The sequence below is a fragment of the Microbacterium gallinarum genome (assembly GCF_014837165.1).
Lineage (GTDB): Bacteria > Actinomycetota > Actinomycetes > Actinomycetales > Microbacteriaceae > Microbacterium > Microbacterium gallinarum.
This window is the reverse complement of the sequence record NZ_JACSPM010000001.1, coordinates 842148-866268: the sequence shown is the minus strand read 5'-3', so window position 1 is coordinate 866268 and position 24121 is coordinate 842148. Positions and strand designations below refer to the sequence as shown.

At 70.8% G+C, this 24121-nt stretch carries 22 protein-coding genes; 15 read left to right on the top strand and 7 right to left on the bottom strand.

Annotation, left to right across the window (positions count from 1 at the left end):
* The first annotated feature begins 2 nt into the window (after positions 1 to 2).
* The 5 genes from H9622_RS03935 to H9622_RS03915 are packed head-to-tail and all read left to right on the top strand — an operon-like array spanning position 3 to position 6036.
* On the top strand, positions 3 to 1397 hold the full coding sequence (locus H9622_RS03935) for an MmgE/PrpD family protein (protein WP_318247020.1): 1395 nt from the start codon (positions 3 to 5) through the stop codon (positions 1395 to 1397).
* The gene (locus H9622_RS03930) at positions 1394 to 2542 is read left to right on the top strand and encodes a beta/alpha barrel domain-containing protein (RefSeq protein WP_191764422.1); all 1149 of its coding nucleotides are present in this window, start codon (positions 1394 to 1396) and stop codon (positions 2540 to 2542) included. The genes H9622_RS03935 and H9622_RS03930 overlap by 4 nt, the downstream gene beginning before the upstream one ends.
* Positions 2539 to 3756, top strand: a complete 1218-nt coding sequence (locus tag H9622_RS03925; RefSeq protein ID WP_191764421.1) for a CaiB/BaiF CoA transferase family protein — start codon at positions 2539 to 2541, stop codon at positions 3754 to 3756. Before H9622_RS03930 ends, H9622_RS03925 begins: the two co-directional genes overlap by 4 nt.
* Positions 3753 to 4556 carry an enoyl-CoA hydratase/isomerase family protein gene (locus tag H9622_RS03920; RefSeq protein ID WP_191764419.1) on the top strand — a complete coding sequence of 268 codons (804 nt, stop codon included), beginning with the start codon at positions 3753 to 3755 and terminating at the stop codon, positions 4554 to 4556. The genes H9622_RS03925 and H9622_RS03920 overlap by 4 nt, the downstream gene beginning before the upstream one ends.
* Before the next feature lie 4 nt (positions 4557 to 4560).
* Entirely contained in the window at positions 4561 to 6036 is a 1476-nt protein-coding gene (locus tag H9622_RS03915; protein ID WP_191764417.1) for an aldehyde dehydrogenase family protein, read from the top strand.
* 5 nt (positions 6037 to 6041) lie between these two features.
* On the opposite strand, the gene cofE is transcribed toward H9622_RS03915, so the two are convergent.
* Together cofE and H9622_RS03905 are read right to left on the bottom strand one after the other, a co-directional pair.
* The gene (gene cofE, locus H9622_RS03910) at positions 6042 to 6815 is read right to left on the bottom strand and encodes a coenzyme F420-0:L-glutamate ligase (RefSeq protein WP_191764415.1); all 774 of its coding nucleotides are present in this window, start codon (positions 6813 to 6815) and stop codon (positions 6042 to 6044) included.
* 8 nt (positions 6816 to 6823) lie between these two features.
* Complete coding sequence (locus tag H9622_RS03905; protein ID WP_191764413.1) at positions 6824 to 7330, bottom strand: GNAT family N-acetyltransferase; 507 nt, start codon at positions 7328 to 7330, stop codon at positions 6824 to 6826.
* Between the two features lie 153 nt (positions 7331 to 7483).
* Here H9622_RS03905 and H9622_RS03900 point away from each other — a divergent pair, with 153 nt between their 5' ends.
* Positions 7484 to 8044 (top strand): thioesterase family protein, encoded by a 561-nt coding sequence (locus H9622_RS03900; protein ID WP_191764411.1) that lies wholly within the window; start codon positions 7484 to 7486, stop codon positions 8042 to 8044.
* Positions 8045 to 8105: 61 nt separating this feature from the next.
* Here H9622_RS03900 and H9622_RS03895 read toward each other — a convergent pair whose 3' ends face one another.
* Together H9622_RS03895 and H9622_RS03890 are read right to left on the bottom strand one after the other, a co-directional pair.
* Entirely contained in the window at positions 8106 to 8420 is a 315-nt protein-coding gene (locus H9622_RS03895; RefSeq protein WP_191764409.1) for a hypothetical protein, read from the bottom strand.
* A gap of 80 nt (positions 8421 to 8500) precedes the next feature.
* On the bottom strand, positions 8501 to 8815 hold the full coding sequence (locus H9622_RS03890; protein ID WP_191764408.1) for a DUF7882 family protein: 315 nt from the start codon (positions 8813 to 8815) through the stop codon (positions 8501 to 8503).
* Between the two features lie 128 nt (positions 8816 to 8943).
* Between H9622_RS03890 and H9622_RS03885 the strand changes: the two genes are divergently transcribed.
* A complete protein-coding gene (locus H9622_RS03885; RefSeq protein ID WP_191764406.1) occupies positions 8944 to 9714 on the top strand; it encodes an EAL domain-containing protein in 771 nt (256 codons plus the stop codon).
* Positions 9715 to 9724: 10 nt separating this feature from the next.
* Here the strand turns inward: H9622_RS03885 and H9622_RS03880 are convergent, their stop codons facing one another.
* On the bottom strand, positions 9725 to 9985 hold the full coding sequence (locus H9622_RS03880) for a hypothetical protein (protein WP_191764404.1): 261 nt from the start codon (positions 9983 to 9985) through the stop codon (positions 9725 to 9727).
* 49 nt (positions 9986 to 10034) lie between these two features.
* Here H9622_RS03880 and H9622_RS03875 point away from each other — a divergent pair, with 49 nt between their 5' ends.
* Positions 10035 to 10340, top strand: a complete 306-nt coding sequence (locus H9622_RS03875; RefSeq protein ID WP_191764402.1) for a DUF7882 family protein — start codon at positions 10035 to 10037, stop codon at positions 10338 to 10340.
* Here H9622_RS03875 and H9622_RS03870 read toward each other — a convergent pair.
* Entirely contained in the window at positions 10332 to 12284 is a 1953-nt protein-coding gene (locus H9622_RS03870; RefSeq protein ID WP_191764400.1) for a bifunctional diguanylate cyclase/phosphodiesterase, read from the bottom strand. The genes H9622_RS03875 and H9622_RS03870 overlap by 9 nt on opposite strands.
* Before the next feature lie 264 nt (positions 12285 to 12548).
* Between H9622_RS03870 and H9622_RS03865 the strand changes: the two genes are divergently transcribed.
* Both H9622_RS03865 and H9622_RS03860 read left to right on the top strand, forming a co-directional pair.
* Positions 12549 to 13280 carry a hypothetical protein gene (locus H9622_RS03865; protein ID WP_191764389.1) on the top strand — a complete coding sequence of 244 codons (732 nt, stop codon included), beginning with the start codon at positions 12549 to 12551 and terminating at the stop codon, positions 13278 to 13280.
* 81 nt (positions 13281 to 13361) lie between these two features.
* Positions 13362 to 17111 carry a proline dehydrogenase family protein gene (locus H9622_RS03860; protein ID WP_191764387.1) on the top strand — a complete coding sequence of 1250 codons (3750 nt, stop codon included), beginning with the start codon at positions 13362 to 13364 and terminating at the stop codon, positions 17109 to 17111.
* A 67-nt stretch (positions 17112 to 17178) separates the two neighbouring features.
* On the opposite strand, the gene H9622_RS03855 is transcribed toward H9622_RS03860, so the two are convergent.
* The gene (locus tag H9622_RS03855; RefSeq protein WP_225221544.1) at positions 17179 to 18204 is read right to left on the bottom strand and encodes a LacI family DNA-binding transcriptional regulator; all 1026 of its coding nucleotides are present in this window, start codon (positions 18202 to 18204) and stop codon (positions 17179 to 17181) included.
* A 170-nt stretch (positions 18205 to 18374) separates the two neighbouring features.
* Between H9622_RS03855 and H9622_RS03850 the strand changes: the two genes are divergently transcribed.
* From H9622_RS03850 to H9622_RS03830, 5 genes are all read left to right on the top strand, one after another.
* On the top strand, positions 18375 to 19346 hold the full coding sequence (locus tag H9622_RS03850) for a sugar phosphate isomerase/epimerase family protein (RefSeq protein WP_191764383.1): 972 nt from the start codon (positions 18375 to 18377) through the stop codon (positions 19344 to 19346).
* The gene (locus H9622_RS03845; RefSeq protein WP_191764381.1) at positions 19343 to 21088 is read left to right on the top strand and encodes a dihydroxyacetone kinase family protein; all 1746 of its coding nucleotides are present in this window, start codon (positions 19343 to 19345) and stop codon (positions 21086 to 21088) included. The genes H9622_RS03850 and H9622_RS03845 overlap by 4 nt, the downstream gene beginning before the upstream one ends.
* A gap of 3 nt (positions 21089 to 21091) precedes the next feature.
* Positions 21092 to 21550: a ribose-5-phosphate isomerase gene (locus H9622_RS03840; RefSeq protein WP_191764379.1), complete on the top strand. Its 459-nt coding sequence runs from the start codon at positions 21092 to 21094 to the stop codon at positions 21548 to 21550.
* Positions 21547 to 22500, top strand: a complete 954-nt coding sequence (locus H9622_RS03835) for a 3-hydroxyacyl-CoA dehydrogenase family protein (protein WP_191764377.1) — start codon at positions 21547 to 21549, stop codon at positions 22498 to 22500. The genes H9622_RS03840 and H9622_RS03835 overlap by 4 nt, the downstream gene beginning before the upstream one ends.
* 196 nt (positions 22501 to 22696) lie before the next feature.
* Complete coding sequence (locus H9622_RS03830) at positions 22697 to 24061, top strand: ABC transporter substrate-binding protein (RefSeq protein ID WP_191764375.1); 1365 nt, start codon at positions 22697 to 22699, stop codon at positions 24059 to 24061.
* Positions 24062 to 24121: the final 60 nt, after the last annotated feature.

Sequence of the window (24121 nt, the reverse complement as noted above, 5' to 3'; positions counted from 1 at the left end):
TCGTGACCGAGACCACCGCCGAGATCGGCGTCACTCAGACCCTCGCGGCGTTCGCTGCGGATGGGCCCGCGGCGGGCGTGGATCACCGCGACGCGGTGGCGCGCGCGCTGGTCGACACCGTCGGGGTCTCGCTCGGCGCCGCGGGCACCCCCGGTGAGCGCATCCTCGCGGACTGGGCACGAGCGGAGTCCTCGGCGGGGACGGCGACCGTCTGGACGACCGGCGAGAAGGCATCGCCGTCCGTGGCGGCGCTGGTCAACGGCACGGCGGCGCACGTGCTCGATTTCGACGACTACTCGCCGTCGATGCCGCTGCACCCGAGCGCGGTGATCCTTCCCGCCCTCGTCGCGGTGGCCGAGTCGGGCGATGTGACCCCGACGCGGTTCGTCGAGGCGTACGACGTGGGAGCGGCCGCGTTCCGCGCGCTGGCGGACGTGCTCCCGCAGCACGTCCACTACGCGCGCGGGTGGCATTCCACGTCTACGATCGGGCGCCTCGCGGCGGTCGCGGCGCTCGTCCGGCTGGTCGGGCTCGATCGGGAGTCGGCGCGTCACGCCCTCGGCATCGTGTCGTCGCTCGCGGCGGGCAGCCGCCCGAACTTCGGTTCGATGACCAAGCCGTTCCATGCCGGCTCGGCCGCTCGCGACGCCGTGATGGCGGTCGAGCTGGCCGGAGCGGGCTTCACCGGCAATCCCGATGAGCTCGAGGCACCGGGGGGCTTCCTCGAGCGCTATGGAGACCCGGATGCCGCGCCCGTCGGCTCCCTCGCCGAGACGCTGGACGAGCGGCTCGAGTACTGGCAGGACGCCTGGCCGCGTGACTGGGGCCTGAAGCGCTACCCGAGCTGTTACGGCACCCACCGCGGCATCGACGCGATGCTCCAGCTGCGATCTGAGGGCATCGCCGGCATCCCGACCCGCATCCGCGCCACCCTGCACCCGCGGGGGACGCGTCCGCTGCGCACCGCACCGCCGACCGACCCCACGCAGGCGAAGTTCAGCCTCGAGTACTGCCTCGCGTCCGCGTTCCTGCGCGGCGGCGTCGGCCTCGACGACTTCACTCTCGGCGCCTTCTCCGATCCGGAGGTCCGATCGCTCATGGGAGCCGTGTCGGTGGCCGAGAGCGCGGTGCCCCCGACCGGCGATCCCGTCTTCCAGACCGGCTACACCGTCGTCGAGCTGGAATTCGAGGACGGGTCCGTGCGCTCCGCCCGCGTCGAGGTGACGCGCGGCCAGGCGGGGGACCCGCTCAGTGACGCGGAGCTGCGCGCCAAGTTCGTCGACTGCTGCTCCGCCGGCGGTATCGGTGTCGCGGGCGCGGAGCGCATCTTCGCCTCGATCCAGTCCGCACCCGGCGCCGGATTCACATCCCTCATCCCCAGGAGGACCACCGCATGACCAACGGGAAGCCCACCGTCGTCATCCTCGAGGAGGGGATGCGCGAAGGCATGCAGATCGAGAGTGCCGACATCCCCGCGAGCGAGAAGGTGCGTCTTCTCGATGCCCTGTCGCGTACCGGCCTGAAGAAGATCCATGTCGGGTCGTTCGTCAGCCCGAAGTGGACCCCGCAGATGGCCGACGTCGAGGAGGTCATCGACGGCTTCACTCCGGTGGACGGCGTCGAGTACACCGCGATCGTCCTCAATCCGCGAGGCGTCGAGCGCCGCGCGGAGTACGCGCACAAGCTCACCATGCCCGACCCCTCGCTGGGTCGCACGAAGGTGCACCTGTGCGACGTGTTCGTGCGCCGCAACATCAACCGCAGTCAGCAGGACGAGATCGACTCGATCGCGCGGACGGTCGAGGCGGCCAAGGCCGGCGGCGTCGTCACGCACGCCGAGATCTCGGTGAACGCGGCGTGGGGCTCGAACTGGCTCGGCCCGTTCGACGAGGACGAACGCCTGCGCCTGCTGCAGCTCCAGCACGACGCCTGGACGGCGGCGGGCATTCCCGTCACCCGCATCCACATCGGCGACCCGATGAGCTGGAACACGCCCTCGGCCATGCGGTCGACGCTGCGGCGCGTGCGCGCCACGTGGCCCGACGTGCACGACTACCACCTGCACCTCCACGATGCGCGCGGAATGGCGATGCTCTCGGCGTACGTCGCCATCGAGGAGCTCGGCCCCGACGACACCGTCCAGATCGACACCGCGATCGGCGGCATGGGCGGATGCCCCTACTGCGGCAACGGCCGTGCCACCCGCATGATCCCCACTGAGGACTTCGCGCACCTGCTCGAGTCGGAGGGAATCGAGACCGGGCTCGACCTCGCAGCCCTCGTCGAGGCGGGGAAGATCGCCGAAGAGGTCGTCGGTCACGAGCTGTGGTCGAAGGTCACCGCGGCCGGTCCGCGGCCGACCGGGCCGGACGTCTATGCGATGGACATGCCCTTCGTCGAGACCTTCGAGGAGGCTCAGCACTTCCGCCTGGGCCCCTCGGTGTACCAGGGTGCCCTCTCGCCGTGGCGCGAGCCGGTGAGCTCGCCCGTGCGGGACGAGTACGACGCGCGCGTGGGCGCGCAGAAGGAGATGCGCTCGTGAGCGTGCAGGGATCCCTCGCAGGCATCCGGGTCGTCGAGATCGGCACGAGTGTCGCCGTGCCGTTCGGCTGCCAGATCCTCGGCGACTTCGGCGCCGAGGTCATCAAGGTCGAGCGGCTCGGCACCGGCGATGAGGCGCGCATGTGGGCGCCGCTCACCGAGGGCGTCTCGGTGACGTTCCTCTCACTGAACCGCAACAAGAAGTCCGTCGTCCTCAACTACAAGGCCGACGAGGGCAAGCAGGCGCTGGAGGAGTTGCTGCAGACCGCGGACGTGCTCGTGCAGAACCTGCGCCCGGGCGCGCTCGCCGCGGCCGGCTTCTCGTGGGAGAACCTGCGCGAGACCAACCCCCGCCTCATCTACGTCGAGATGACCGGGTACGGGCACGCCGGCCCCCGTCGCGAGCAGCCCGCGTACGACGCGATGCTGCAGGCCTACTCCGGCGTCGTCGCCATGACCGGCTCCGATGAGGGCGAGCCCGCTCGCGTGCCGCTGTCGATGATGGACATGGGCACCGGGCTGTGGCTCTCGCTCGGCGTCTTCGACGCGCTGCGCCGGCGCGAGCAGACAGGCGAGGGCGCGCACGTCCAGGTCTCGCTCCTGCAGACGGCGCTCGCGTGGGTCGGCACGCCGCTGATGGGCGTCGCCGCCGGCGGGCCGGTGCCCCAGCGGCTCGGCTCCGGGTTCCGGGGGAACGTCCCGAACGGCGCGTTCCCGGCATCCGATGGATATGTCTTCCTCTCCGTCGGCAGCAATGACGCGTTCTACCGCCTGCTCGACGCGATCGAGGCGCCGCACCTGCGCGACGACCCGGCGTTCGAGAACAACGTCGCGCGCGTGTCGAACCGCCAGTACGTCAATGCGCAGCTCGGCGCCGCGACCGCGAAGTTCACGATGCAGGAGCTGCTGGAGCGGTTGGATGCGGCGCAGGTGCCCCACTCGGCGGTCAACACCCTCGACCGGGTGCTGGAGGACGAGCAGGTGAAGGCCCTCGGTCAGCTCCAGCCGATCCCGCACGCCACGCTCGGCGACGTCACGATCGTCAACTCCCCGCTCACGATCGACGGGGAGTACCTCGCCCACCAGAACGGACCGCCGTTGCTCGGCGCGGACACCGTCGACGTGCTCGCGTCCGTCGGGATCGACGAGGGGCGCATCGACCGCCTGCTCGCAGACGGCGTCATCGAGACCCACACGGAAGGTGCCCGCGCATGAGCGACGGAATGCTGGCCGGCACGGCCGACGAGGTGCTGTACGAGGTCAAGGACCGCGTCGCCTGGATCACGATCAACCGCCCCGAGCGGCGCAACGCGATGAGCCGCAACACTGTGCGGCTGCTGACCGAGGCCTTCGTCGAGGCCGGCGAGGACCCGGACGTCTGGGCCGTGGTCATCACCGGCACCGGTGACAAGGCCTTCTGCGCCGGCGGCGACATGAAGGAGATGGACGACATCGCCAAGGCGGGTCGCCAGGTGCACACGCCCATGACCGGCATGTACCGCGCGCTCCTCGAGGTGATGCTCGAGACGTACAAGCCCGTGATCGCCGCCATCAACGGCCATGCGCTCGCGGGGGGCTGTGAGATCGTGCTCGCGAGTGACATCCGCATCGCCGTGGAGGGCTCGACCATCGGCCTGACCGAGGCGAAGCGCGGCATGGGGGCGAACTTCGGCTCCGTCGTGCTTCCGCGCCTCATCCCGCGCGCGCTCGCGATGGACCTCCTGTACACCGGGCGCATGGTACCCGTGGCGGAGGCCAAGGAGCTCGGTCTCGTCAACCAGGTCGTAGCCCGGGAGGAATTCAAGTCCGCCGTGCAGACCTACCTCGACGGCATCCTCGCCAACTCGCCGGTGTCGCTGCGGCGCTACAAGGAGATGGCCACGAAGAGCTGGGGGATGCCGATCGCCAGCGCTCTGCGCCTGAACGTCGGCCCGAACCCGTACACGAGCGAGGACCGTGCCGAGGGCGTGCGCGCATTCCTCGAGAAGCGCGCGCCCCAGTGGAAGAACCGGTAGGGCGATGACGCTCCTCGACAGTGCGGTGTGGACCGCGAAGATCTCCGTCGGCGGCTGGACCGACGGCGGGGGCGCCCCGCTGACGGTGCGCGACGCCGCGACCGGCGCGGCCATCGGCGAGGTCGGCGCGGCGACGCCCGCGCAGGTCGCCGAGGCCGCCACGCGCGCCGCCGCCGCCCAGAAGCACTGGGCTGCACTCATGCCTGCGGCCCGCGCCGCCGTGATGCGCCGCGCGGGTGACCTCTTCGAGCAGAACGCCGACGAGATCGCCGCCTGGATCGTCCGCGAGTCCGGTGGCACGTGGCTGAAGGCCCGCTCCGAGGTGCTCGCCGCCGCGGCAGAGTGCCGCGAGGCCGCCGCGCTGCCGTCCCATCCGAACGGCGAGGTGATCCCCAGTAACAAGCCGCGGTGGTCGTTCTCCCGTCGCCTTCCGGTCGGCGTCGTCACGGTCATCGCGCCGTTCAACTACCCCCTGACCCTCGCGATCCGCTCCGTCGCCCCGGCGCTCGGGCTCGGAAACGCCGTGCTCCTCAAGCCCGACCCGCGCACGTCGGTGGGCGGCGGCGTGGCGATCCAGCGCGTGTTCGACGAGGCAGGCCTGCCCGCCGGCGTCCTGCAGACCCTCACCGGGGGCGCCGAGGTCGGGATCGCCGCCGTCGAGGCGCCCGAGGTCCGTGTCATCTCTTTCACGGGCTCCACCGCGGCCGGTCGCCGCGTGGGCGAGACCGCCGCGCGACTGCTCAAGCGGGCGCACCTCGAACTCGGCGGCAACAACGCGATCGTCGTGCTCCCCGGGGCCGACGTCGAGCGGGCCGCGGCATCCGGAGCATATGGATCCTTCCTCCACCAAGGGCAGATCTGCCAGAGCGCCGGGCGCCACCTCGTGCACGAGGCGCAGCACGACGAGTACGTCGCAGCACTGGCCCGCATCGCGGACTCGCTCCGGGTCGCCGACCCGTACACGGATCACGACGCGCAGATGGGCCCGATCATCGACGACGGACAGTTCTCCGCGGTGTGCGGGATCGTCGACTCGGCCGTCGGCGAAGGCGCGGAGGTCGTCACCGGCGGACCGTCCGGGCAGCGCTTCTTCCGCCCGACGGTGCTGCGCGGGATGACGCCCGACATGCTCGCCTGGCGCGAGGAGATCTTCGGCCCGGTCGCCCCGGTGCTCGCCTACCGCACGCTCGACGAGGCGGTCGACCTCGTCAACGCGAGCGAGTACGGGCTTTCGGTGAGCCTCCTCGGCGACGTCGGCACGGCCATCTCGGTGGCCGACCGCATCGTGAGCGGGAAGGTCCACATCAACGACCAGACCGTCAACGACGAGGCGAACATCCCGTTCGGCGGGGTCGGCGCGTCCGGCAACGGTGCGCGCTTCGGCGGCGCCACGGCCAACCTCGAGGCGTTCACCGAGACCCAGTGGCTCACCGTGCGCGCCGAGATGGAGGCGAACCCCTGGCCCGTGCCCGTGCGCTGACGACCCTACGGGGCGGATGAGGGGGTGACGGATGCCGCGCCCGCGGCGAACCCCTCGGCGTAGGCCTCGTCGGCCCCGAGCCGGAACATGTCGCGCTCCAGCGGGCGCACGATGGAGCGCGCGCCGGGAAGGTCGAGTGAGCCGACGAGGTCGGCGCGCCCGCGCACCACGGCCACCGGCCGTCGAGCGGCCTTGCCCTTGACCAGGTCGGTCGCCGCGGCGAGCTCGTCGGCGACGCACGGCATCGTCACGACGAGGGATCGGCCCTCGGCATCGGTCTCGCCGCGGAGATCTTCGAAGACGTGGACACCGCCCGCGCCGATCGCGTGATCGGTCTGACCGTCGCGCCAGGCGCGGCCGAGGGTGTCGGACACGAGCACGCCGACCTCGACACCGAGCCGCTCGCGCAACCCGGCTGCGATCAGTCGTGCTGAGGCGTCGGGGTCTTCGGGGAGCAGGAGGATCGTGCCGTGCGGCGTGTTCGAGGCGTCCACGCCGGCGGCGGCCGACACCATGCCGAGCCGGTTCTGCACGATGCGGGTCGTCCCGCCGTTCGGCGTCGGGCGCGAGGCCACCACGCGGACCGTCTCGGCGGTGATCGCCTCCTCGCGGTCGTCGGCCGCCAGGATGCGCCCCTCGGCCTTCGACACGACCTTCGAGGTCACCACGATGATGTCGCCATCGGCGAGGCCGCCGGCCGCGGCATCCGCGATCACCGTCACCAGGTCATCGCCCGGCGTGATCTCGGGGATCCCGTCGAGAGCCCAGACCTGCAGCACGTCGGCGATCAGCGGACGAAGCGGACCTCGGTGAGCGTCTCACCCAGGAACGGCTCGGTGTGCGAGGCGCCGTCGAGCGTGAAGCCGTTGCGCGTGTAGAAGCGGTGCGCGCGCGGGTTGTCGTCGGCGACCCAGAGGTAAAGCTGCTCATCGTCGGCGACGACGGCGTCGAACAGCTTCTGGCCGATGCCCGTGCCGTGGTACTCGTCGAGGAGGTAGATGAAGTACAGCTCGCGGAAGCGCGGCGCGTCCTTATCGCGGGCGGGACCGGAGCCGGCGAACCCGACGATCTCGCCGCCGACGAGCGCGGCGAACATCTTGAAATCGGGGCCCTGGACGGCCCAGTGGGTCCACAGCTCGGCAAGACGCTTGGGAGACACCGCTTCGAGAGCGGCCTTGCTGATGAGATGGTCGTAGGTCTCGTGCCAGCAGGTGGCGTGAACACGCCCGAGGGCCTCTGCGTCCACGTCGCGCACCGGACGGACGACGATGTCGGTCTGGAGTTCGGCTTCCATGGCCAGACTCTACGCCGGGCCTCGCGCGAGACGAAATCGGCCCCACGGCGCCTGTGGACGCGTGGTCCCCGACGGGTGGGATGCCGCTGCTCGTGTGTCGGACATCCACAACCGAATGTCGCCTGCGCTCGTGGATCGCTACCATCACTCCCCGTGAACGTGATCTGGCGGACCCTGCTCGTGATGCTCGGCGCGCGGCGGCGCGTGCGGCGCGAGGGGCACCTTCCGCCGACCGGCATCGGCCGGGTCCGGCTGACGACCCTGCCGACCGACCTCGACATCCTCCTGCACATGAACAACGGCCGGTATCTCTCGCTGTTCGATCTCGGTCGCTGGGATCTCTTGGTGCGGACGGGACTCTTCGACGTCATGAAGCAGCGAGGCTGGTACGCGGTCGTGTCGAGCGAGACGGTCACGTTCCGAAAGTCCCTCGAGCTGTGGAAGCGGTTCGACGTCGAGTCGCGCATGATCGGCCACGACGACAAGGCCGTGTACCTCGAGCACCGCGCCGTGGTCGACGGCGAGGTCTACGCCCGGGTGATCGTCCGCGCCCGCATGATGAAGCGCAGCGGGGGCACGCTCGCGCATGACGAGCTGTTCGCGGCGGTCGGGTATCCGGACGGCATCCCCGAGATCGACCCGTGGGTGCACGACTGGGCCGCGGCATCCGCTCTGCCCCCGTCGCGTGGCGAGGCTCCCAGCGTCTGGAACTGACGCTTCAGCTCGCGAGTCGCGGGCTCGGTCGTGCAGCGGAACTCGGTCCCGCAGTGCAGGCTCAGCCCAGCAGCGTCGATGCGACGGCGGCCAGCGAGGCCACCATCGCCACATTGACGGTCACCAGGAGCGCAGTCCACACCTGGGCGGAGTCGACCGACGACAGAGGCGTGCGGCCCACCGCGTCGAGGGCTTCGGGCAGGGTGTCGAACTCGCCGACGGTGCGACCACGGGGCGTGCTGGCGACATAGACGCCGCGTTCGCGACGGACGGCGCCCACCTTGCGGCCACCTCGGCCGGCCTCCCAGTCGCCGCGGTCCAGGCTGCGCCACTGCACACGCCAGGACGCCGGAGCTGTCAGAGTGGGGAATGTCATGTCGGCAACGCTAGGCGGGCGTGCCGCGGTGCATCGGCCCTTGACTTCCTCGAGGAGCCAGGGTAGACGCGGGGACGGGCCTAGCGGGCGGCGGCGGGGTCGTCGGGCTCGGGAACGAGCGAAAGACCGGCGGGAGAGTTCGCGGCCTTGGTCAGCGCCTCCACCCACGCGGGGTTGAGCCGTGGCTGACGGCTGCCGAAGTACTCGAACGAGAGCGGCACGTGCGGGCTGAGCCACACCGAGGTGCGCCCCATCCCGCTGCGCATCGGGTCGGTCCACGTGAAGGGGAACTGCTCGCCGCGACGGAGCTTCGCCCAGACGACCGCCTGCAGGTGTGCGAGGACGCGGTCATCGATCGAGACGGCGATCTTCGAGTCGTAGGTGAGGGTGCCCATTCCGCCAGATTACCGCGCGCGCAGACGGTCCAGGGAACTCTGCGCCGAAGGGCGACGCAGAGTATACGCCTTCCTGGCGCCCGTGTCTGGTGTTGCACGCAATGTGCTTCAACCCCCAGGCTGTCACGGTGACCACTTCGGAGACGCTCGTCCAGGACCTGCGAGAGGCGGTGTCGTCGGGGGGACTGACGGTCGTCTACCAACCCCAATTCGCCCTCGACACCGGCGCGCCCGACGGCGCGCCCGTCGCAGTCGAAGTGCTCTGCCGCTGGACCCATGAGGTCGACGGCGAGGTCCCGCCGTCGACGTTCATCCCGCTCGCCGAAGATGCCCTGCTGGTCGAGGAGATCGACCTCCAGGTGCTCGAGCAGGGCCTGGAGCAGATCCTCGAGTGGCAGCGCACGGGCCGCGCCGTCGAATTGGCGGCGAACGCCTCGCCGTCGCACATCACGCTCGACTACGCCGAGGCGGTCATCGCGCGCCTCGCAGTGATCGGCATCGACCCCGCCTTCGTGACGATCGAGATCACCGAGACGCCGACTCCGCAGCTGCTTCCCGACATGCGCGGGGCGCTCGCGCGGCTTCGCGCCGCCGGCCTGACCATCGCGATCGACGACTTCGGCGCAGGAGACACCACGATCGACATGGTCGAGTCCCTGCCGATCGACGAGGTCAAGATCGACCGGTCGCTGACACAGCGAGCGGATGCTGCAGCCGACGCCATCGTGACCGATGTGGTCGCCCGGTCGAACAGCCAGGGCTGGCGGGTCGTCGCCGAGGGCATCGAGACGCCCGAGGACCTCGCCCGATCCATCGCCCGCGGTTGCCACCGCGGCCAGGGCTACCTGCTCGGCAAGCCGATGGGCGTGGCCGAGATCGAAGACCTCTGGCTGCGCTGAACGGGCTCGCCTAGAGCGTGAACTCGTCGGGCGCGTCGACCGGGGTGTCGTCTGCTGCCGACGGCGAGTCGCCGACGTCGATCTGCGACCACGTCACCGGCATGCCCGGCGAGAACAGGATGTCGATACCGGGACCACCGCGCAGCGGGGGGATGTTGACGTAGCCGCCGCCCGCTTTGATCGCCTCGAGGATCTGGGTCTTGAGCCCCGTCACCGGGTCGGGCAGGAAGTAGTCACGTCCGTCGACAGTGAGCCGGTTCACGATGGCCATGGGCCCCAGCGTACCCGTCGCGCGGGCTGTCGAGATTAGGATTGAACTCGTGGGCACACTTCACTACGGTTCGCCGGCCACCGGCTTCACGCTCGACGACCGCACGCTCGCCCACATCGAACTCGTGATGATGGCCAAGCTGCGACGTCAGGAGAGCTTCGCGTTCGCGATCACCGACGAGAAGTCGCAGCTACGCCAGGCGGTGTGGATCTCGCCGGTCACGGCACTGCGGTTCGAGTACGACGCGCCCATGCCCGAGATCAACCGCCTCTGGCTGCAGGACCTCGTCGACACCGCGAACTCGTCGGGCGGGCTGCGCATCGTTCCCGAGCCGGACCCGGCCGCGTCACGCTGAGACGCGGCCACCGCCCTCGCGCTTCGAGCGGTACATCGCCGCGTCCGCCGCGTCCAGCAGCTCTGACGACGCCATCCCTGGCGCCGCGGCCACGACGCCGGCGCTGACCGAGAGGCTGAACACCGCGTCGGCGACCGCGACCGGCCGCCCGATCGCGCGGATCGCGCGCTGCGCCACATGGCGCGCATCCTTCTCATCCGCGCCGACGCACACGATCACGAACTCGTCGCCGCCGAGACGCACCACCATGTCGGAGGCCCGCGCGATCCCCGCAAGGCGATTGCCCACCGCGGCGAGCACGGCGTCGCCCACCTCATGGCCGCGGGTGTCGTTCACGACCTTGAAGTCGTCGAGATCGAGGAAGATCAGTGCGAGGCGCGGCGCGACGCCGGCGAGCAGGGCCTCCAGCCGATCGTCGAGGAACCGTCGGTTGTGCAACCCGGTCAGGGCATCCCGCAGGGCGAGTTCCGCGAGCTCCGCCTGAGCGCGGGCGACGAGCGCCGCCTGGATCTCGAAGCCGAGTTCGCGTGCGTCCTGGGCGTGCTCGCCCCAGGGCAGGCTGCGACCCGTCACGCTCTCGCGCCAGGCCGAGAACGATCGGCGGGGGGAGAGGGCGTCGACGCGGTTGTCGGCGCGCTGGTCGCCCAGCCAGTCCACCGTGCGCGCCACCTCGCTGCGGAGGAAGACCAGGCGGTCGCCCTCGGTTCCGATCGGCACGTCGAGCAGCCCCGCGACACCGGGCATCTCGACCGCGAGCTCGGGGCGCTCGAGGGGGAGCGCCTCCCACATCGGCCGCTCGGCGGCCAGCTCGTCGACGATGTCGAGGACGGTGTCGTACGGGGGCACGGTGCCGAGACCGACCACGGAATCGCCGATACGCAGGATCACTCCGTCGGCCGGCACGACGTCGAGCACCGTGCGGTCGCCGCCGAGCAGCACGGCCGCGGCGTCGCCGCGCCCGTAGAGGGGTGCGACGATCGCGACCCGGCGCTCGCGTGCTTCGAGGCGTCGGCGCAGTTCGTGGATCTGGTGGGCGGCGGTGAGCTGCATCGTCACCTGGCTCGCGAGCACCTCCAGCGCGCGGCGCAGGAGCACGGGAACCTTGCGCGGTGAGCGGTGGGCGCACGTGAACATCCCGACCAGCCGGTCGTCGGCGACCAGCGCGAGCGACAGCGTCGAGGCCTGACCCATGTTGCGCATGAACTGCAGGTGGTGGGGCGAGGCCGACCGCAGCTCGGTGGCGCCGATGTCGAGCGGCGCCTGTTCGGGCAGCAGCGACGAGATGGCCACGCCGGAGTCCTCGGTGTCGACGATCACCCGGGAGCGCTTCTCGAGGTAGAGCGCCCGGGCCTGCGACGGGATGTCGGAGGCGGGGAAGTGCAGCCCGAGGTACGGCTCCATGTCGGGCTCGCGCTCGTCGGCGACGACCTGGCCGTGGCCATCGTCATGGAACTCGTAGCACATCACCCGGTCGAACCCGGTGATCCGCTTGATCTCGGCTGCGGCCCGCGTGCGCAGCTCGTCGGGATCGGTGATGGCCGCGAGGCCCTGGATCGCCCCCACCACTCCGGTGCGCACGTATTCCAGATCGGCGTGCACCGGCTCCAGATCGATGAGCAGCGGCGATCCTCCGCGGTGCACGATCACGTCGTAGGTGACGCCGTCGATCTCGGCGCGCACGGGGTCTATGGCGGCGGCGTGCGAGGCGGCCCAGCTCAGCGTCTCGCTCCCGAGCTCGTGGACGCGCCGGCCGAGCCACGCTCCGGCGTTGTCGCTGGCGGCGACGATCGTGCCGGTCTGCTCATCGACGGCCAGCAGGATTCCGTGTGACTGGATGCGGCCGATGATGCGGATCGGCTCGGCTGCGCACTCCTGCAAACGGCGGGCTTCGGCCTCGTCCCTCTCACGAGCGTCGTCGTAATGCAGAACTGTGGTCTCGGTCAACGCGCCTCCTCGGACATCAGCCCCGAACGGTCGGATGGCTGGCCGAGGAACGTCAAGCCTACGTCGCCATCCGCAAAGGCGGGCCGGGGGATGCGTGAAGGCGTGGATTCATGCGCTCAGCGGGCCGCGCATGCGCAATCGGGATCAGGGACGGCGTACCGGACGGCGGGGCGCGGCGCAAGGGCGTTGCGTCCGGCCGGAGGTTCCGGTTGCGTGCAGTCATGCGCTGGCGCCCCCCGCCCGCGCAGGGAGGAGGAACGAGCCATGGACACCGCAACCCTCATCTGGATCATCGTCGCGGTCATCGTCGTCGCGATCATCGTGGTGGTGGCGCTCGCGCTGACCGCGCGAGGACGCGCCGAGAAGAAGCGCCAGGCCGAGCACGAGAAGGCCGAGAGGCTTCGCGAGCAGGCTCGCGAAACCGAGCTCGCCGCTCGTGAGAGCGAGGCGCGTGCCGCGCAGACCAGGGCTGATGCCGCGTCCGCGGCGGCTGCCGCACAGCAGGCGAAGGCGCAGGCCGCGCAGGCCGAGGTCGACGCCAACCGTCTCGCCGACAGCGTGAGTGAGCACGACGCCGAGGCGGCCCAGCGCCGCGCCGAGCAGGAGGAGACGCTGCGCAAGGCCGACGACGTCGATCCCTATGTCTCCACCGAGGCCGACGCCGGCGACCGGGGCCGCGACGGCCACGTCGACCGCGACCGGGACGGCCGGGACGACCGTGACGAGCGCGCCGCCGCGCGCGAGGACCGTGACGCCGCCGCGCCGGGGGCGACGACGGTGCGCGACGACCGGGCGACGGCCTCCGACGGCGTGCCTCCCGCTCCTGACGGAGTGACGGGTCGAGATGCCTCGGCGCACGACTCGGCGGCCGCGGACGGCGCAGCGATCACGCGCCCGCCGGCGACGACGACCGATGAGCGCTCGGTCGTCGTCGACGAGCACACGGCCACCGCCGACGACACGGTGCCGCCGAGCACCCGTCGGGATCACGCCTGAGGACCGGAGCCGTCTGCCCGGCGAGACACCCGTGCACAGGCAGGGTGAGCACGCCGGGCGGGCGGCTCTAGGCTTGACGGCATGGTGACCGACCCTTATCAGGGGGACACCGACCTGACGGCTCCCGGCGACGACCTCGCCGAGCGTGCCGTGGTGCTGGCGCAGCGGTGGATCACCGAGAGCGCCGAGGTCGATGTGGACCCCGCCGCCGAGCGACTCGCCGGCGTCCTGAAAGACCCCAACGGGCTGCCGTTCACGATCGGCTTCGTCGACGGCGTCATGCGGCCCGAGAGCCTCACGGCTGCGGCATCCAATCTCAGTCGCGTCGCCCCGCTCGTGCCCGGCTTCCTGCCCTGGTACCTCCGGGGCGCGGTGCGTGTCGGCGGCGCCGTCGCTCCGGTGCTGCCCTCGCCCGTGGTGCCGATCGCGCGGCGCGTGCTGCGCGAGATGGTCGGACATCTCGTGGTCGACGCGCGACCCGAGAAGCTCGGCCCCGCCATCGCCGGCATCCGCGAGTCGGGCGCCCGACTGAACCTCAACCTGCTCGGCGAGGCGGTGCTCGGCGAGCAGGAGGCGCTGCGCCGCCTGGACGGCATCCACGAGCTCATCCGCCGCGACGACGTCGACTACGTGTCGGTGAAGGTCTCGGCGATCGCCAGCCACATCTCGATGTGGGCGTTCGACGAGGTCGTCGCCAAGGTGGTCGACCGCCTGATGCCGCTCTACCTGACGGCAGCGTCCGACGGCACCTTCATCAACCTCGACATGGAGGAGTACCGCGACCTCGACCTGACGATCGCGGTCTTCACGAAGATCCTCGAAGACCCGCGGCTGCGGGGTCTCGAAGCCGGCATCGTGCTGCAGGCATACCTGCCCGATGCCCTGCCGGCGCTGCAGCAGCTCACCGCGTGGGCGCAGCAGCGCGCGGCGGCCGGGGGCGCGCGCATCAAGGTGCGGCTCGTCAAGGGCGCCAACCTCGCCATGGAGCGGGTGGATGCCGTGATGCACGGCTGGTCGCTCGCCACCTATGACGCCAAAGTCGACTCCGACGCCAACTACGTGCGCTGCCTCGACTTCGCGCTGCGGCCCGACAACGCCGCCGCGGTGCGGGTGGGGGTCGCCGGCCACAACCTGTTCGACATCGCCTACGCCTGGCTGCTCGCGGGCGAGACCGGCGTGCGCGACCAGATGGAGTTCGAGATGCTCCTCGGCATGGCCCAGGGGCAGGTCGCCGCTGTGGCCCGCGAAGTGGGCCACGTGCTGCTCTACGTGCCGGTCGTGCGTCCGGACGAGTTCGACGTCGCCATCAGCTACCTCGTGCGCCGGCTCGAGGAGAACGCGTCGAGCGACAACTTCCTCTCCGCCGCGTTCGAGCTCGCCGACGTGCCCGCGATGTTCGAGCGGGAGCGCGACCGCTTCCTCGCGTCGCTCGAGCGCGCCGCCGACCCGACCCTCGGCGTCGGTCCGAATCGCACGCAGGACCGCACGACCGAGCCCGCCGGGGCCCCCGTCACCCGCGCGCGACTGCGGGGCACCGGGGCGATCGGCGAGGGAGACGGTCTCACCGAGGCCGTGATCGGCATCGCGCGCTCCGCGGCGGGGGACCCCGGCGACACTGCGCCCGTCGCGCCGTCCGTCGAGGAGCAGCTGTTCGCCGGCGAGGCGTTCGTCGAGACCGCCGTCTTCGCGCCCCGCGAGGCCAGCGACCGCGCGCTGGGCGCACCGGGCTTCCGCAACGCCCCCGACACCGACCCGGCGCTCCCCGCCAACCGTGCGTGGGCCCGAGGCATCCTGCGCCGCATCCACACCTCGCGTGCCGGTGACGAGACGATCGCCGCTGCCCGCATCGACGACGCCGACGCTCTGGAAGCCGTCGTGAAGACGGTGACGGATGCCGCGGCCCGATGGGGCGCGACGCCCGCGGCCGAGCGTTCCGCGGTGCTCGCCGCCGCCGGTCGCGCGCTCGAGGAGCGACGCGGCGAGCTCATCGAGGTCGCCGCGTCCGAGACCGGCAAGATCTTCGCCGAGGCCGACGTCGAGGTCAGCGAGGCCGTGGACTTCGCGAACTACTACGCCGCCACCGCCCGCGAGCTCGACCGGGTCAGCGGCGCGGTGTTCGAGCCCGCGAAGCTGACCGTCGTCACCCCGCCGTGGAACTTCCCGGTCGCAATCCCCGCGGGCGGCGTGCTCGCCGCGCTCGCCGCGGGATCCGGCGTCGTGTTCAAGCCCGCTCCGCAGGCGCGCCGGTGCGCGGCCGTCGTGGCCGAGGCGCTGTGGGAGGCCGGCGTGCCGCGCGACGTGCTGGCCCTCGTCGACATCGACGAGGGCGGGCTCGGGCAGGCGCTCGTCTCGCATCCCGCGGTCGACCGGGTGATCCTCACCGGCTCGTTCGAGACCGCCGCGCTGTTCCGCTCGTGGCGCCCCGACCTGCCGCTGCTCGCCGAGACCAGCGGCAAGAACGCGATGATCGTGATGCCGTCGGCCGACCTCGATCTCGCGGCATCCGATCTCGTCAAGAGCGCCTTCGGCCACGCCGGTCAGAAGTGCTCGGCGGCGTCGCTCGCGATCCTCGTCGGCCCCGTCGGGCACTCAAAGCGGTTCGCCCGCCAGCTCGTCGACGCTGCGCAGTCGCTGCGCGTCGGCTCGCCCACCGACCCGCTGTCGGAGGTCGGGCCCGTCGTCGAGCCGCCGCGCGGCAAGCTCGAGTGGGCGCTCACGACCCTCGACGAGGGCGAGCAGTGGCTCGTCGAGCCGAAGCCGGTCGACGCCGGACCCGATTTCGCGGGCCGCATGTGGACGCCGGGCATCCGCACCGGCGTGATGCCGGGCTCGCGCTTCCACCACGAGGAGTTCTTCGGTCCTGTGCTCGGTGTGATGCACGCCAGCTCCCTCGCCCACGCGATCGAGCTGCAGAACGCCGTCGCCTACGGACTCACTGCGGGTCTGTACACGCAGAACCCCGACGACCTCGCACTGTGGCTCGACCGCGTCGAGGCCGGCAACCTGTACGTCAACCGGGGCATCACCGGCGCGATCGTCCAGCGCCAGCCCTTCGGCGGCTGGAAGCGCTCATCGGTCGGAGCCGGCACGAAAGCCGGAGGACCGAACTACCTCGTCGGGCTCGGCTCGTGGCGAGCCACGTCGGGCGGTGCCGCGTCGACGACGCTGCACCTGCGCGGACTCGACTCGCGCATCACGTCCGTGATCGAGGCCGCCCAGCCGTCACTCGACTACGACGCGTTCGAGTGGCTGCGCCGCGCCGCGCTGTCTGACGCGATCGCGTGGGACCGCGAGTTCGGCCAGGTGAAGGACGTCTCGGCCCTCGGCATCGAGCGCAACCTGTTCCGCTACCGACCGATCTCCGAGGTCGCGCTGCGCGCCACCGCAGACGCATCGTGGCAGTCGGTGCTGCGCGTCGCCATCGCGGGCATCCGGGCAGGGTCTGCCCTCACGCTCAGCGCGCCGGTCGGCCTGCCCGGCGCCGTGCGCCGCGCGCTCAGCGACCTCGACGTCGCGGTGTTCGTCGAGACCGACGAGCAGTGGCTGCAGCGCATGGCCGCCCCGACTCCGGATCTGACGGCGGCGGTCGCGGGCGAGGCATCCGCTGCCCGACCGCCGCGTGTGCGGCTCATCGGACCCGGCGAGTCGGTCGGCGCGCTGCACCGCGCGCTCGCCGTCGCGATCGGAGGAGACCCCGATCTCGCGGTCTACGACAACGAGGTGACGACGGCCGGACGGCTCGAGCTGCTGCCGTTCCTGCACGAGCAGTCGATCACGATCACCGCGCACCGGTTCGGCAACCCCGATCCGTGGTCGGAGGACGTGATCTGATCCGGGCGGGCGCTCAGACGCGCAGCATCCGCTCTGCCCGATCCGTCACGGGTCGTGGCGGGAGTGGTCAGGCTTCGGTGCCGGGAAAGCCCGTCGACTCTCGCGCGACGATGTGGAACTCCGGCTTGATCGTCTCAGGCGGGCGCCGCTCGCCCTTCTCGTTGATCCGCTGGACCAGTCGATCGACCGCGATCGCGGCGATCTCGGCGCGACCGGTGTCGACCGTCGACATCGACGGGACGGAGTATCTGCTCTCGTCGATGTTGTCGAAGCCGATGACCGCGACGTCGTCCGGCACGCGAACGCCCTCTTCGCGAAGGGCGCGCAGCACGCCGAGCCCCAGCGTGTCGTTGAGGGCGAACACCGCGTCGAACTGGACCCCCTCCCTCACCATGAGGTGGACCGCCTCGGCGCCCCCTGCGCGACTCCATCGCTGCATCGACGTGGGGCGGACCAGCGCCCGGTCGAGCGCGATGCCGGCCTGATCCAGCGCGCGCTTGTAGCCCTCCAGTCGCAGACTCGCCGAGCTCGTCTCATCACCGTGCTCGAGGTCGGCGCCGACCAGGGCGATACGTCGCCGGCCGATGCCGAGGAGGTGCTCGACGGCTGCCTGGGCCGAGGCGGTGTTGTGCATCGTGACGTGGTCGGTCGGGCCGCCGAAGATGCGCTCTCCGAGCAGGACCAGTGGTCCGTCGACGTCGAGCGCGTCCGCGTCATCCTGACCGAGGCTGACGGGGCTGAAGAGCATGCCGTCCAGGAAGCGGGGCCGGTTGCCTGTCACGGCGCGCAGCTCGGCATCGCGGTCGCCGCTGGTCTGCTCGACCATGACGCCCAGTCCGCGCTTCTCGGCTGCGCGGATCACCTCGTCGGCGAGCTCGGCGAAGTAGTTCTCGCGAAGGGACGGCACGGCGAGCCCGATGACCCCGGTACGCCCTGACCGGAGGCCACGAGCCGAGAGATTCGGCCGATAGGCGAGCTGACGGATCGCGTCGTTGACCCGGTCGCGCGTACCCGGACGCACGTGCGGGTAGTCGTTGATGACGTTGGACACCGTCTTGATCGAGACGCCGGCCACACGGGCGACATCATGCATCGTCGGTCCCATCGAATGCCCCCGTCTTTCCACTTCGATGACTGCACTCTACTGCGCTCGCAGAACCGTCCACGCAACGGAAGGGCTCGGCCGAGTCAGCGCGCCCTCACGCAATGCAACGTTGTAAAGTTAGTGTATCGTGCCGATGTGCGAGTCACCGAGGACCGACGATGCTGACTGCCGACGACTGGCCCATCGCGGCCGCCCTGCTGTCACAGGGCGATGCCCACCCCGCGAATGCGTCCGGGTCGCCGGTCGAGCGCTGGCGGGCGGACCTTCTCGAGGTCTCCGACGCCGGGTTCAGCGAGGTGGATCTCACCGATTCGTGGGTGCGCTACGGCGAGCTCACTCCGCAGCAGGCGAGAGACCTCCAGGACTGTCTCCGCTCCACCGGCCTCGTCGCGGCGTCGCTCTCCGCGATCCGGCGCAGCATCATCGACGAGCGGTACGGGGCCGAGAACCTGGCGTACGCGCATCGCACCCTCGACCTCGCGGCGGAGTTCGGCGTGCCGGTGGTCTCGGTCGGCCTGCATCGTGCGCTCACGCCCGAGCAGCGGGAGCAGCTGTGGTTCTGGACGGTCGAGGGTCACCGCGACCCGCCCGACGACGAGGCCTGGTCGCTCGCGGTCACGCGCTTCCGCGAACTGGGGCGTCATGCCGCCGAGCTGGGCCTTGTGCTGTCGCTCGAGCTCTACGAGCACACCTACCTGGGCACCGCGGCGTCGGCGGTGCGCCTCGTCGAGGACATCGGCCTCGACGCCGTCGGCTTGAATCCGGACGTCGGCAACCTCATCCGGCTGCACGAACCCGTGGAGGACTGGCGCGCGATCGTCGAGGCGACGATGCCGTACGCGAATTTCTGGCATGCCAAGAACTACACGCGCGACGAGGATGCCGCGGCCGGGCTGGTCTCGACCGTCCCCACCTCGCTCGAACTCGGCCTGATCGACTACCGCGAAGCAGTGAAGATCGCGGTGCGCAGCGGGTTCCAGGGCGTCATCTGCGTCGAGCACTACGGCGGGGACGGTCTCAGCGTGAGCGCAAGCAACCGGGACTACCTCCGAGGACGCATCCTGCCGCGCCGGGAGTACGCCCCGGGCGCCAGTCGCGTCCGGCAGACGCACGGGAAGGTCGAGGGATGACGAGGATCTTCGCGGACCCGGATTCCTTCGTGGCGGACGCCCTTCGTGGCTTCGCCGCCGCGCACCGCGACGAGGTGGCGCTCGTCGACGGCGGCGTGGTGCGCGCGCAGCCGCTCGAGCCGGGCCGGGTCGCCGTCCTCATCGGAGGCGGGTCAGGGCACTACCCGGCTTTCGCGGGTTTCGTCGGTCCCGGTCTCGCAGCGGGAGCCGTGTGCGGGAACATCTTCACGTCGCCATCGACCGCGCAGGCGCTGCGCGTCGCCCGGTCCGCCGACGCGGGCGGAGGGGTGCTCTTCACCTATGGCCGCTACGCGGGCGACGTGATCCACTTCGGCGAGGCGGAGCGCCGGCTGCGCGCCGAGGGGGTCGACGCCCGCACCGTCCTGATCACCGACGACGTGGCGAGCGCGCCGCCCGAGGCCCGCGACGAGCGCCGAGGGATCGCCGGGATCCTGTGCGTCTTCCACATCGCCGGTGCCGCGGCGGAGCGCGGTGACTCCATCGATGACGTCGAGCGCCTCGCAGCGCACGCCAACAGCAGGACGCGCAGCCACGGCGTCGCCTTCGCGGGGTGCACGCTGCCGGGTGCGGACCACCCGCTGTTCGAGGTTCCGGCCGGTGTGATGTCGATCGGCCTCGGGATCCACGGCGAACCCGGGGTGAGAGACGTGCCCCTCCAGCGGGCGCCCGAGCTGGCGGCGACGCTCGCCGCGCCGCTGCTCGCAGAGCGACCCGATGGCTGCGCCAGGGCGGCCGTCATCCTCAACGGGCTCGGGTCGGTCAAGTACGAGGAGCTCTTCGTCCTCTTCGCCCACGTCGTCGAGCATCTGCGGGGGCACGGCATCGAGATCGTCGAGCCCGAGTGCGGGGAGTTCGTCACGAGTCTCGACATGGCGGGGGTGTCCCTGACGGTCCTCTGGCTCGATGAAGAACTCGAGGAGCTGTGGCGGGCCCCCGCTTCCTCCCCGGCGTTCCGCAAGGGCGCTGTCGGCGGACCCGCTCCTCACACAGCACGCCGAGCGCCTGCGACGCCGCGCGCGGGGACTGAGGCCGCTGCGGTGCCGCAGGTGGCGGCATCCGCCACCGACGCATCCCGCCGTGCGGCCGCCATCGCGCGCAGACTCACACGCGTGGCGCGCGACGCCGTGGCGGCGCAGGTCGACCTCCTGGGTGAGCTGGACTCGATCGCCGGCGACGGCGACCACGGCATCGGGATGCTGCGTGGGCTCAACGCCGCCGCCGACGCGGTCGAGACGGCCGACGTGGGCGCGGGCGTGCGCGAGCTGCTCGGCGGCGCCGGAGACGCCTGGTCGGAGCGGGCGGGCGGCACGTCGGGAGCACTGTGGGGGGCGGCGGTCGCAGAGCTCGGGCGGTCGCTCGGGAACCCCGATCACTTCACGGCCGAGGACGTCGTCGCCGCTGTCGCCGCCGCGAGCGCCCGGGTCGCAGAGGTCGGGGGTGCTGGGCCCGGCGACAAGACGATGATCGACGCGATCGCGCCGTTCCGAGACGCCTTGGCCGCCCACGTGCAGGCGGGCGAGGACCTCGCCGCGTGCATGGTCGCCGCGGCCACCGCGGCACGGGTGGGAGCGGATGCGACCGCCGCGATGAAGCCTCGTCTCGGGCGTGCGCGTCCGCTGGCCGAGCGCAGCGTCGGGCATCCCGACCCCGGAGCCACGTCGTTCTGGATCATCGCCGACGCCATCGCGCGCGACGCCGTCGGCGGCCGGGAAGGGGAATGAGAGATGGGCCTGAGGATCGTCGTCGGTGCGGATGACGCCGGCTATGAGTACAAGGAGGCGCTGCGCGAGCTGCTGTCCGAAGACCCGCGAGTGAGCGACGTCATCGACATCGGGGTCACCAGCGCGGACGCCACGCCCTACCCGCGGGTGGCGGTCGAGGCGGCACGACTCGTGGCGAGGGGCGAGGCCGACCGGGCGCTCCTCGTCTGCGGCACCGGGCTCGGCGTCGCCATCACGGCCAACAAGGTGCGCGGCATCCGCGCGGTGACCGCGCATGACAGCTACTCCGTCGAGCGGTCGGTCAAGAGCAACAACGCGCAGGTCCTGACGCTCGGAGCGCGCGTGATCGGACTGGAGCTCGCGAAGAAGCTCGTGCGCGAGTGGCTGGATCATCGATTCGACCCGGCATCGGCGTCCGCCGAGAAGGTCGAGTTGATCGATCGACTCGAGGGCGAGCGATGATCGCGAAGGTCGCCGTGGTCGGATCCGGGTACATGGGCGGCGGGATCGCCCAAGTGCTCGCCCTGGCCGGACGGGATGTGGCCATCGCGGACGTGAGCGCCGACCTCGCACGGGAGAACCGCGAGCGGATCATCCGCGAGGCGGCCGACTACGCGGAGCGGGGGATCTTCCCCGCCGACGCCCGCGAGACGGTCGCGTGGCGCGTCACCGCGGCGCCGTCGATCGAGGAGGCCGTGGGTGCGGTGGACTTCGTGGAAGAGGCGGTGCCGGAGGTGCTCGGCATCAAGCACGAGACACTCCGGCGCATCAGCGAGAACGCACCCTCCGCTGCGCTCATCGGCAGCAACACCTCGACGATCTCCATCGCCACTCTCGCCGAAGCGGTCACGTCGCCGGATCGCTTCCTGGGAGTGCACTTCAGCAATCCGGCGACGTTCGTGCCCGGCGTGGAGGTCATCCCCCATGCGGGCACACGCGAAGGCGCCGTGACCGAAGTGGTCGCTCTCCTCGACGAGTGCGGCAAGGTCGGCGTGCCCATCGCCGACGTCACCGGCTTCGTGCTGAACCGACTCCAGTACGCGCTCTTCGGCGAGGCGGCGCGGCTCGTGGAGGAGGGAGTCGCCACGGCACAGGCCGTCGACCTCATCGCCCGCACCACCTTCGGATTCCGGCTGCCGTTCTTCGGCCCCTTCGCCATCGCCGACATCGCCGGGCTGGACGTCTACCAGTTCTGCTACCAGTCGCTCCACGGCGCGTATCCCGACCGCTTCTCCGGGCCGGCCATTCTCGAGGAGCGCGTGGCGCGGGGCGAGAAGGGCGTGAAGACCGGCCGGGGATTCCTTGCGACGCCCGCCGATCGCGCTCCCGAGCTGGCGGCGTACCGCGATGAGGCGTACGCGGCGCTGCGCGATCTCCTCTTCCGGCTCGGTGAGCCGCCGGTCGACTATTGAGGCCGCGGAACTTTCGTGAGTCGCCGGGAAAATTGCGTCCCACTCTTGACAGTCGGTCGGCGCCGGTGGAAAGGTGTCTACAACGTTGCTCTACAACGTTGTAGACCAGCCGGAGGACGAGGCGTTCCATATCAGCTCGCTCGTCCCCGACGGTCGCGCACCGACGAAGAAGTCCCGCAAACCGAAAGGAACTCCAGTGAAGACGAAGCCTGTCCTTGCTGCGATCACGATGCTCGCAGTTGTCGGCGCCCTGGCCGCCTGCACCGCCGGAGATGGCGGCGACGGTGACGGCGGCGGTGGTGGTGACGCATCGAACTGCACCAACGAGATCAAGAACCCCGACGCGCCCGTCATCACGCTGTGGGCGTGGTACCCGAACTCCGAAACCGTCGTCGACAACTTCAATGAGGCGAACGACGACGTCCAGGTCTGCTGGACGAACGTGGGAGCAGGCGGCGACGCCTACGACAAGTTCCAGACGGCCATCTCGGCCGGAAGCGGCGCCCCCGACGTCATGATGGTCGAGGCCGACCGGATCGCCACGTTCCAGGCGCAGGATGCCCTCGTGGATCTCTCCGACCTCGGCTACGAAGATGTGAAAGACAACTTCAGCGACGGCGCATGGAAGGACGTCTCTGTCGGCGACGGCATCTACGGCGCCCCGATCGACGGCGGACCGATGGGCATGATCTACCGCACGGACGTCTTCGAGGAGTACGGCGTCACGCCGCCCACGACGTGGGAGGAGCTCGAGGCGACCGCTCAGCAGGTCAAGGATGCCGGAGGGCCGGTCTTCGCGAGCTTCGCGGCGAACCAGCCCGCCACGACCACGGCGTACTTCTATGGCAACGGCGCCGAGCCGTTCACCTACGACCCCGCGAACGAGGGCGAGATCGGGATCAACCTCAACAGCCCCGAGATCAAGGAAGTCCTCGACTACTGGGACGGCCTGGTCGACAAGGAGCTCGTGGGCACTGAGGACCAGTTCACCCCCGAGTACATCTCGGCCGTGATCGCCGGCGACTACGCCACCTACCTCTCGGCCGCGTGGGCTCCCGGCTACCTGCAGGGCGCCGGAGTCGGCGAGGGAGCGGACGCCGGCGTGTGGGCGGCCGCCCCCATGCCGCAGTGGGACCCGAGCGACCCCATCGCGATCAACTGGGGCGGTTCGGCCTTCTCGGTGAGCAGCCAGACCAGCAACCCGGAGCTTGCGGCCAAGGTGGCCTTCGGGGTCTACGCGGACCCGGCGTCTCTCGACGAGGGATGGAAGCAGCAGATCATCTTCCCGCTCAACGTGAACGTCCTCGACTCGCCCGAGTTCCAGGACTACGAGGTCCCCTTCTTCGACGGCCAGCAGGCCAACAAGGAGGTGTACGTGCCGGCGGCCAATGCGTACGAGGGCATGACCTACACGCCGCTCGGACAGTACTACTACTCCGCGCTGACGAAGCAGCTCGCCGCCATCATCGATGGTTCGGCAACCGGCTCCGAGGCCGCCGACGCCCTCCAGGCGGACGTCGTGGGGTACGCGGAGGAGCAGGGGTTCACCGTCACCCAGTGATCTGAGATCGGGGTCGGTTCGTGCGTGCGCGGACCGGCCCCATCTCTCCCTTCGCAGACC

Coding starts and splice junctions, on each gene's coding strand:
- H9622_RS03930 (WP_191764422.1), top strand. CDS start 1,394: ATGACCAACGGGAAGCCCACCGTCGTCATCCTCGAGGAGGGGATGCGC.
- H9622_RS03920 (WP_191764419.1), top strand. CDS start 3,753: ATGAGCGACGGAATGCTGGCCGGCACGGCCGACGAGGTGCTGTACGAG.
- H9622_RS03915 (WP_191764417.1), top strand. CDS start 4,561: ATGACGCTCCTCGACAGTGCGGTGTGGACCGCGAAGATCTCCGTCGGC.
- H9622_RS03905 (WP_191764413.1), bottom strand. CDS start 7,330: ATGGAAGCCGAACTCCAGACCGACATCGTCGTCCGTCCGGTGCGCGAC.
- H9622_RS03895 (WP_191764409.1), bottom strand. CDS start 8,420: ATGACATTCCCCACTCTGACAGCTCCGGCGTCCTGGCGTGTGCAGTGG.
- H9622_RS03890 (WP_191764408.1), bottom strand. CDS start 8,815: ATGGGCACCCTCACCTACGACTCGAAGATCGCCGTCTCGATCGATGAC.
- H9622_RS03880 (WP_191764404.1), bottom strand. CDS start 9,985: ATGGCCATCGTGAACCGGCTCACTGTCGACGGACGTGACTACTTCCTG.
- H9622_RS03865 (WP_191764389.1), top strand. CDS start 12,549: ATGGACACCGCAACCCTCATCTGGATCATCGTCGCGGTCATCGTCGTC.
- H9622_RS03860 (WP_191764387.1), top strand. CDS start 13,362: ATGGTGACCGACCCTTATCAGGGGGACACCGACCTGACGGCTCCCGGC.
- H9622_RS03855 (WP_225221544.1), bottom strand. CDS start 18,204: ATGCATGATGTCGCCCGTGTGGCCGGCGTCTCGATCAAGACGGTGTCC.
- H9622_RS03850 (WP_191764383.1), top strand. CDS start 18,375: ATGCTGACTGCCGACGACTGGCCCATCGCGGCCGCCCTGCTGTCACAG.
- H9622_RS03845 (WP_191764381.1), top strand. CDS start 19,343: ATGACGAGGATCTTCGCGGACCCGGATTCCTTCGTGGCGGACGCCCTT.
- H9622_RS03840 (WP_191764379.1), top strand. CDS start 21,092: ATGGGCCTGAGGATCGTCGTCGGTGCGGATGACGCCGGCTATGAGTAC.
- H9622_RS03835 (WP_191764377.1), top strand. CDS start 21,547: ATGATCGCGAAGGTCGCCGTGGTCGGATCCGGGTACATGGGCGGCGGG.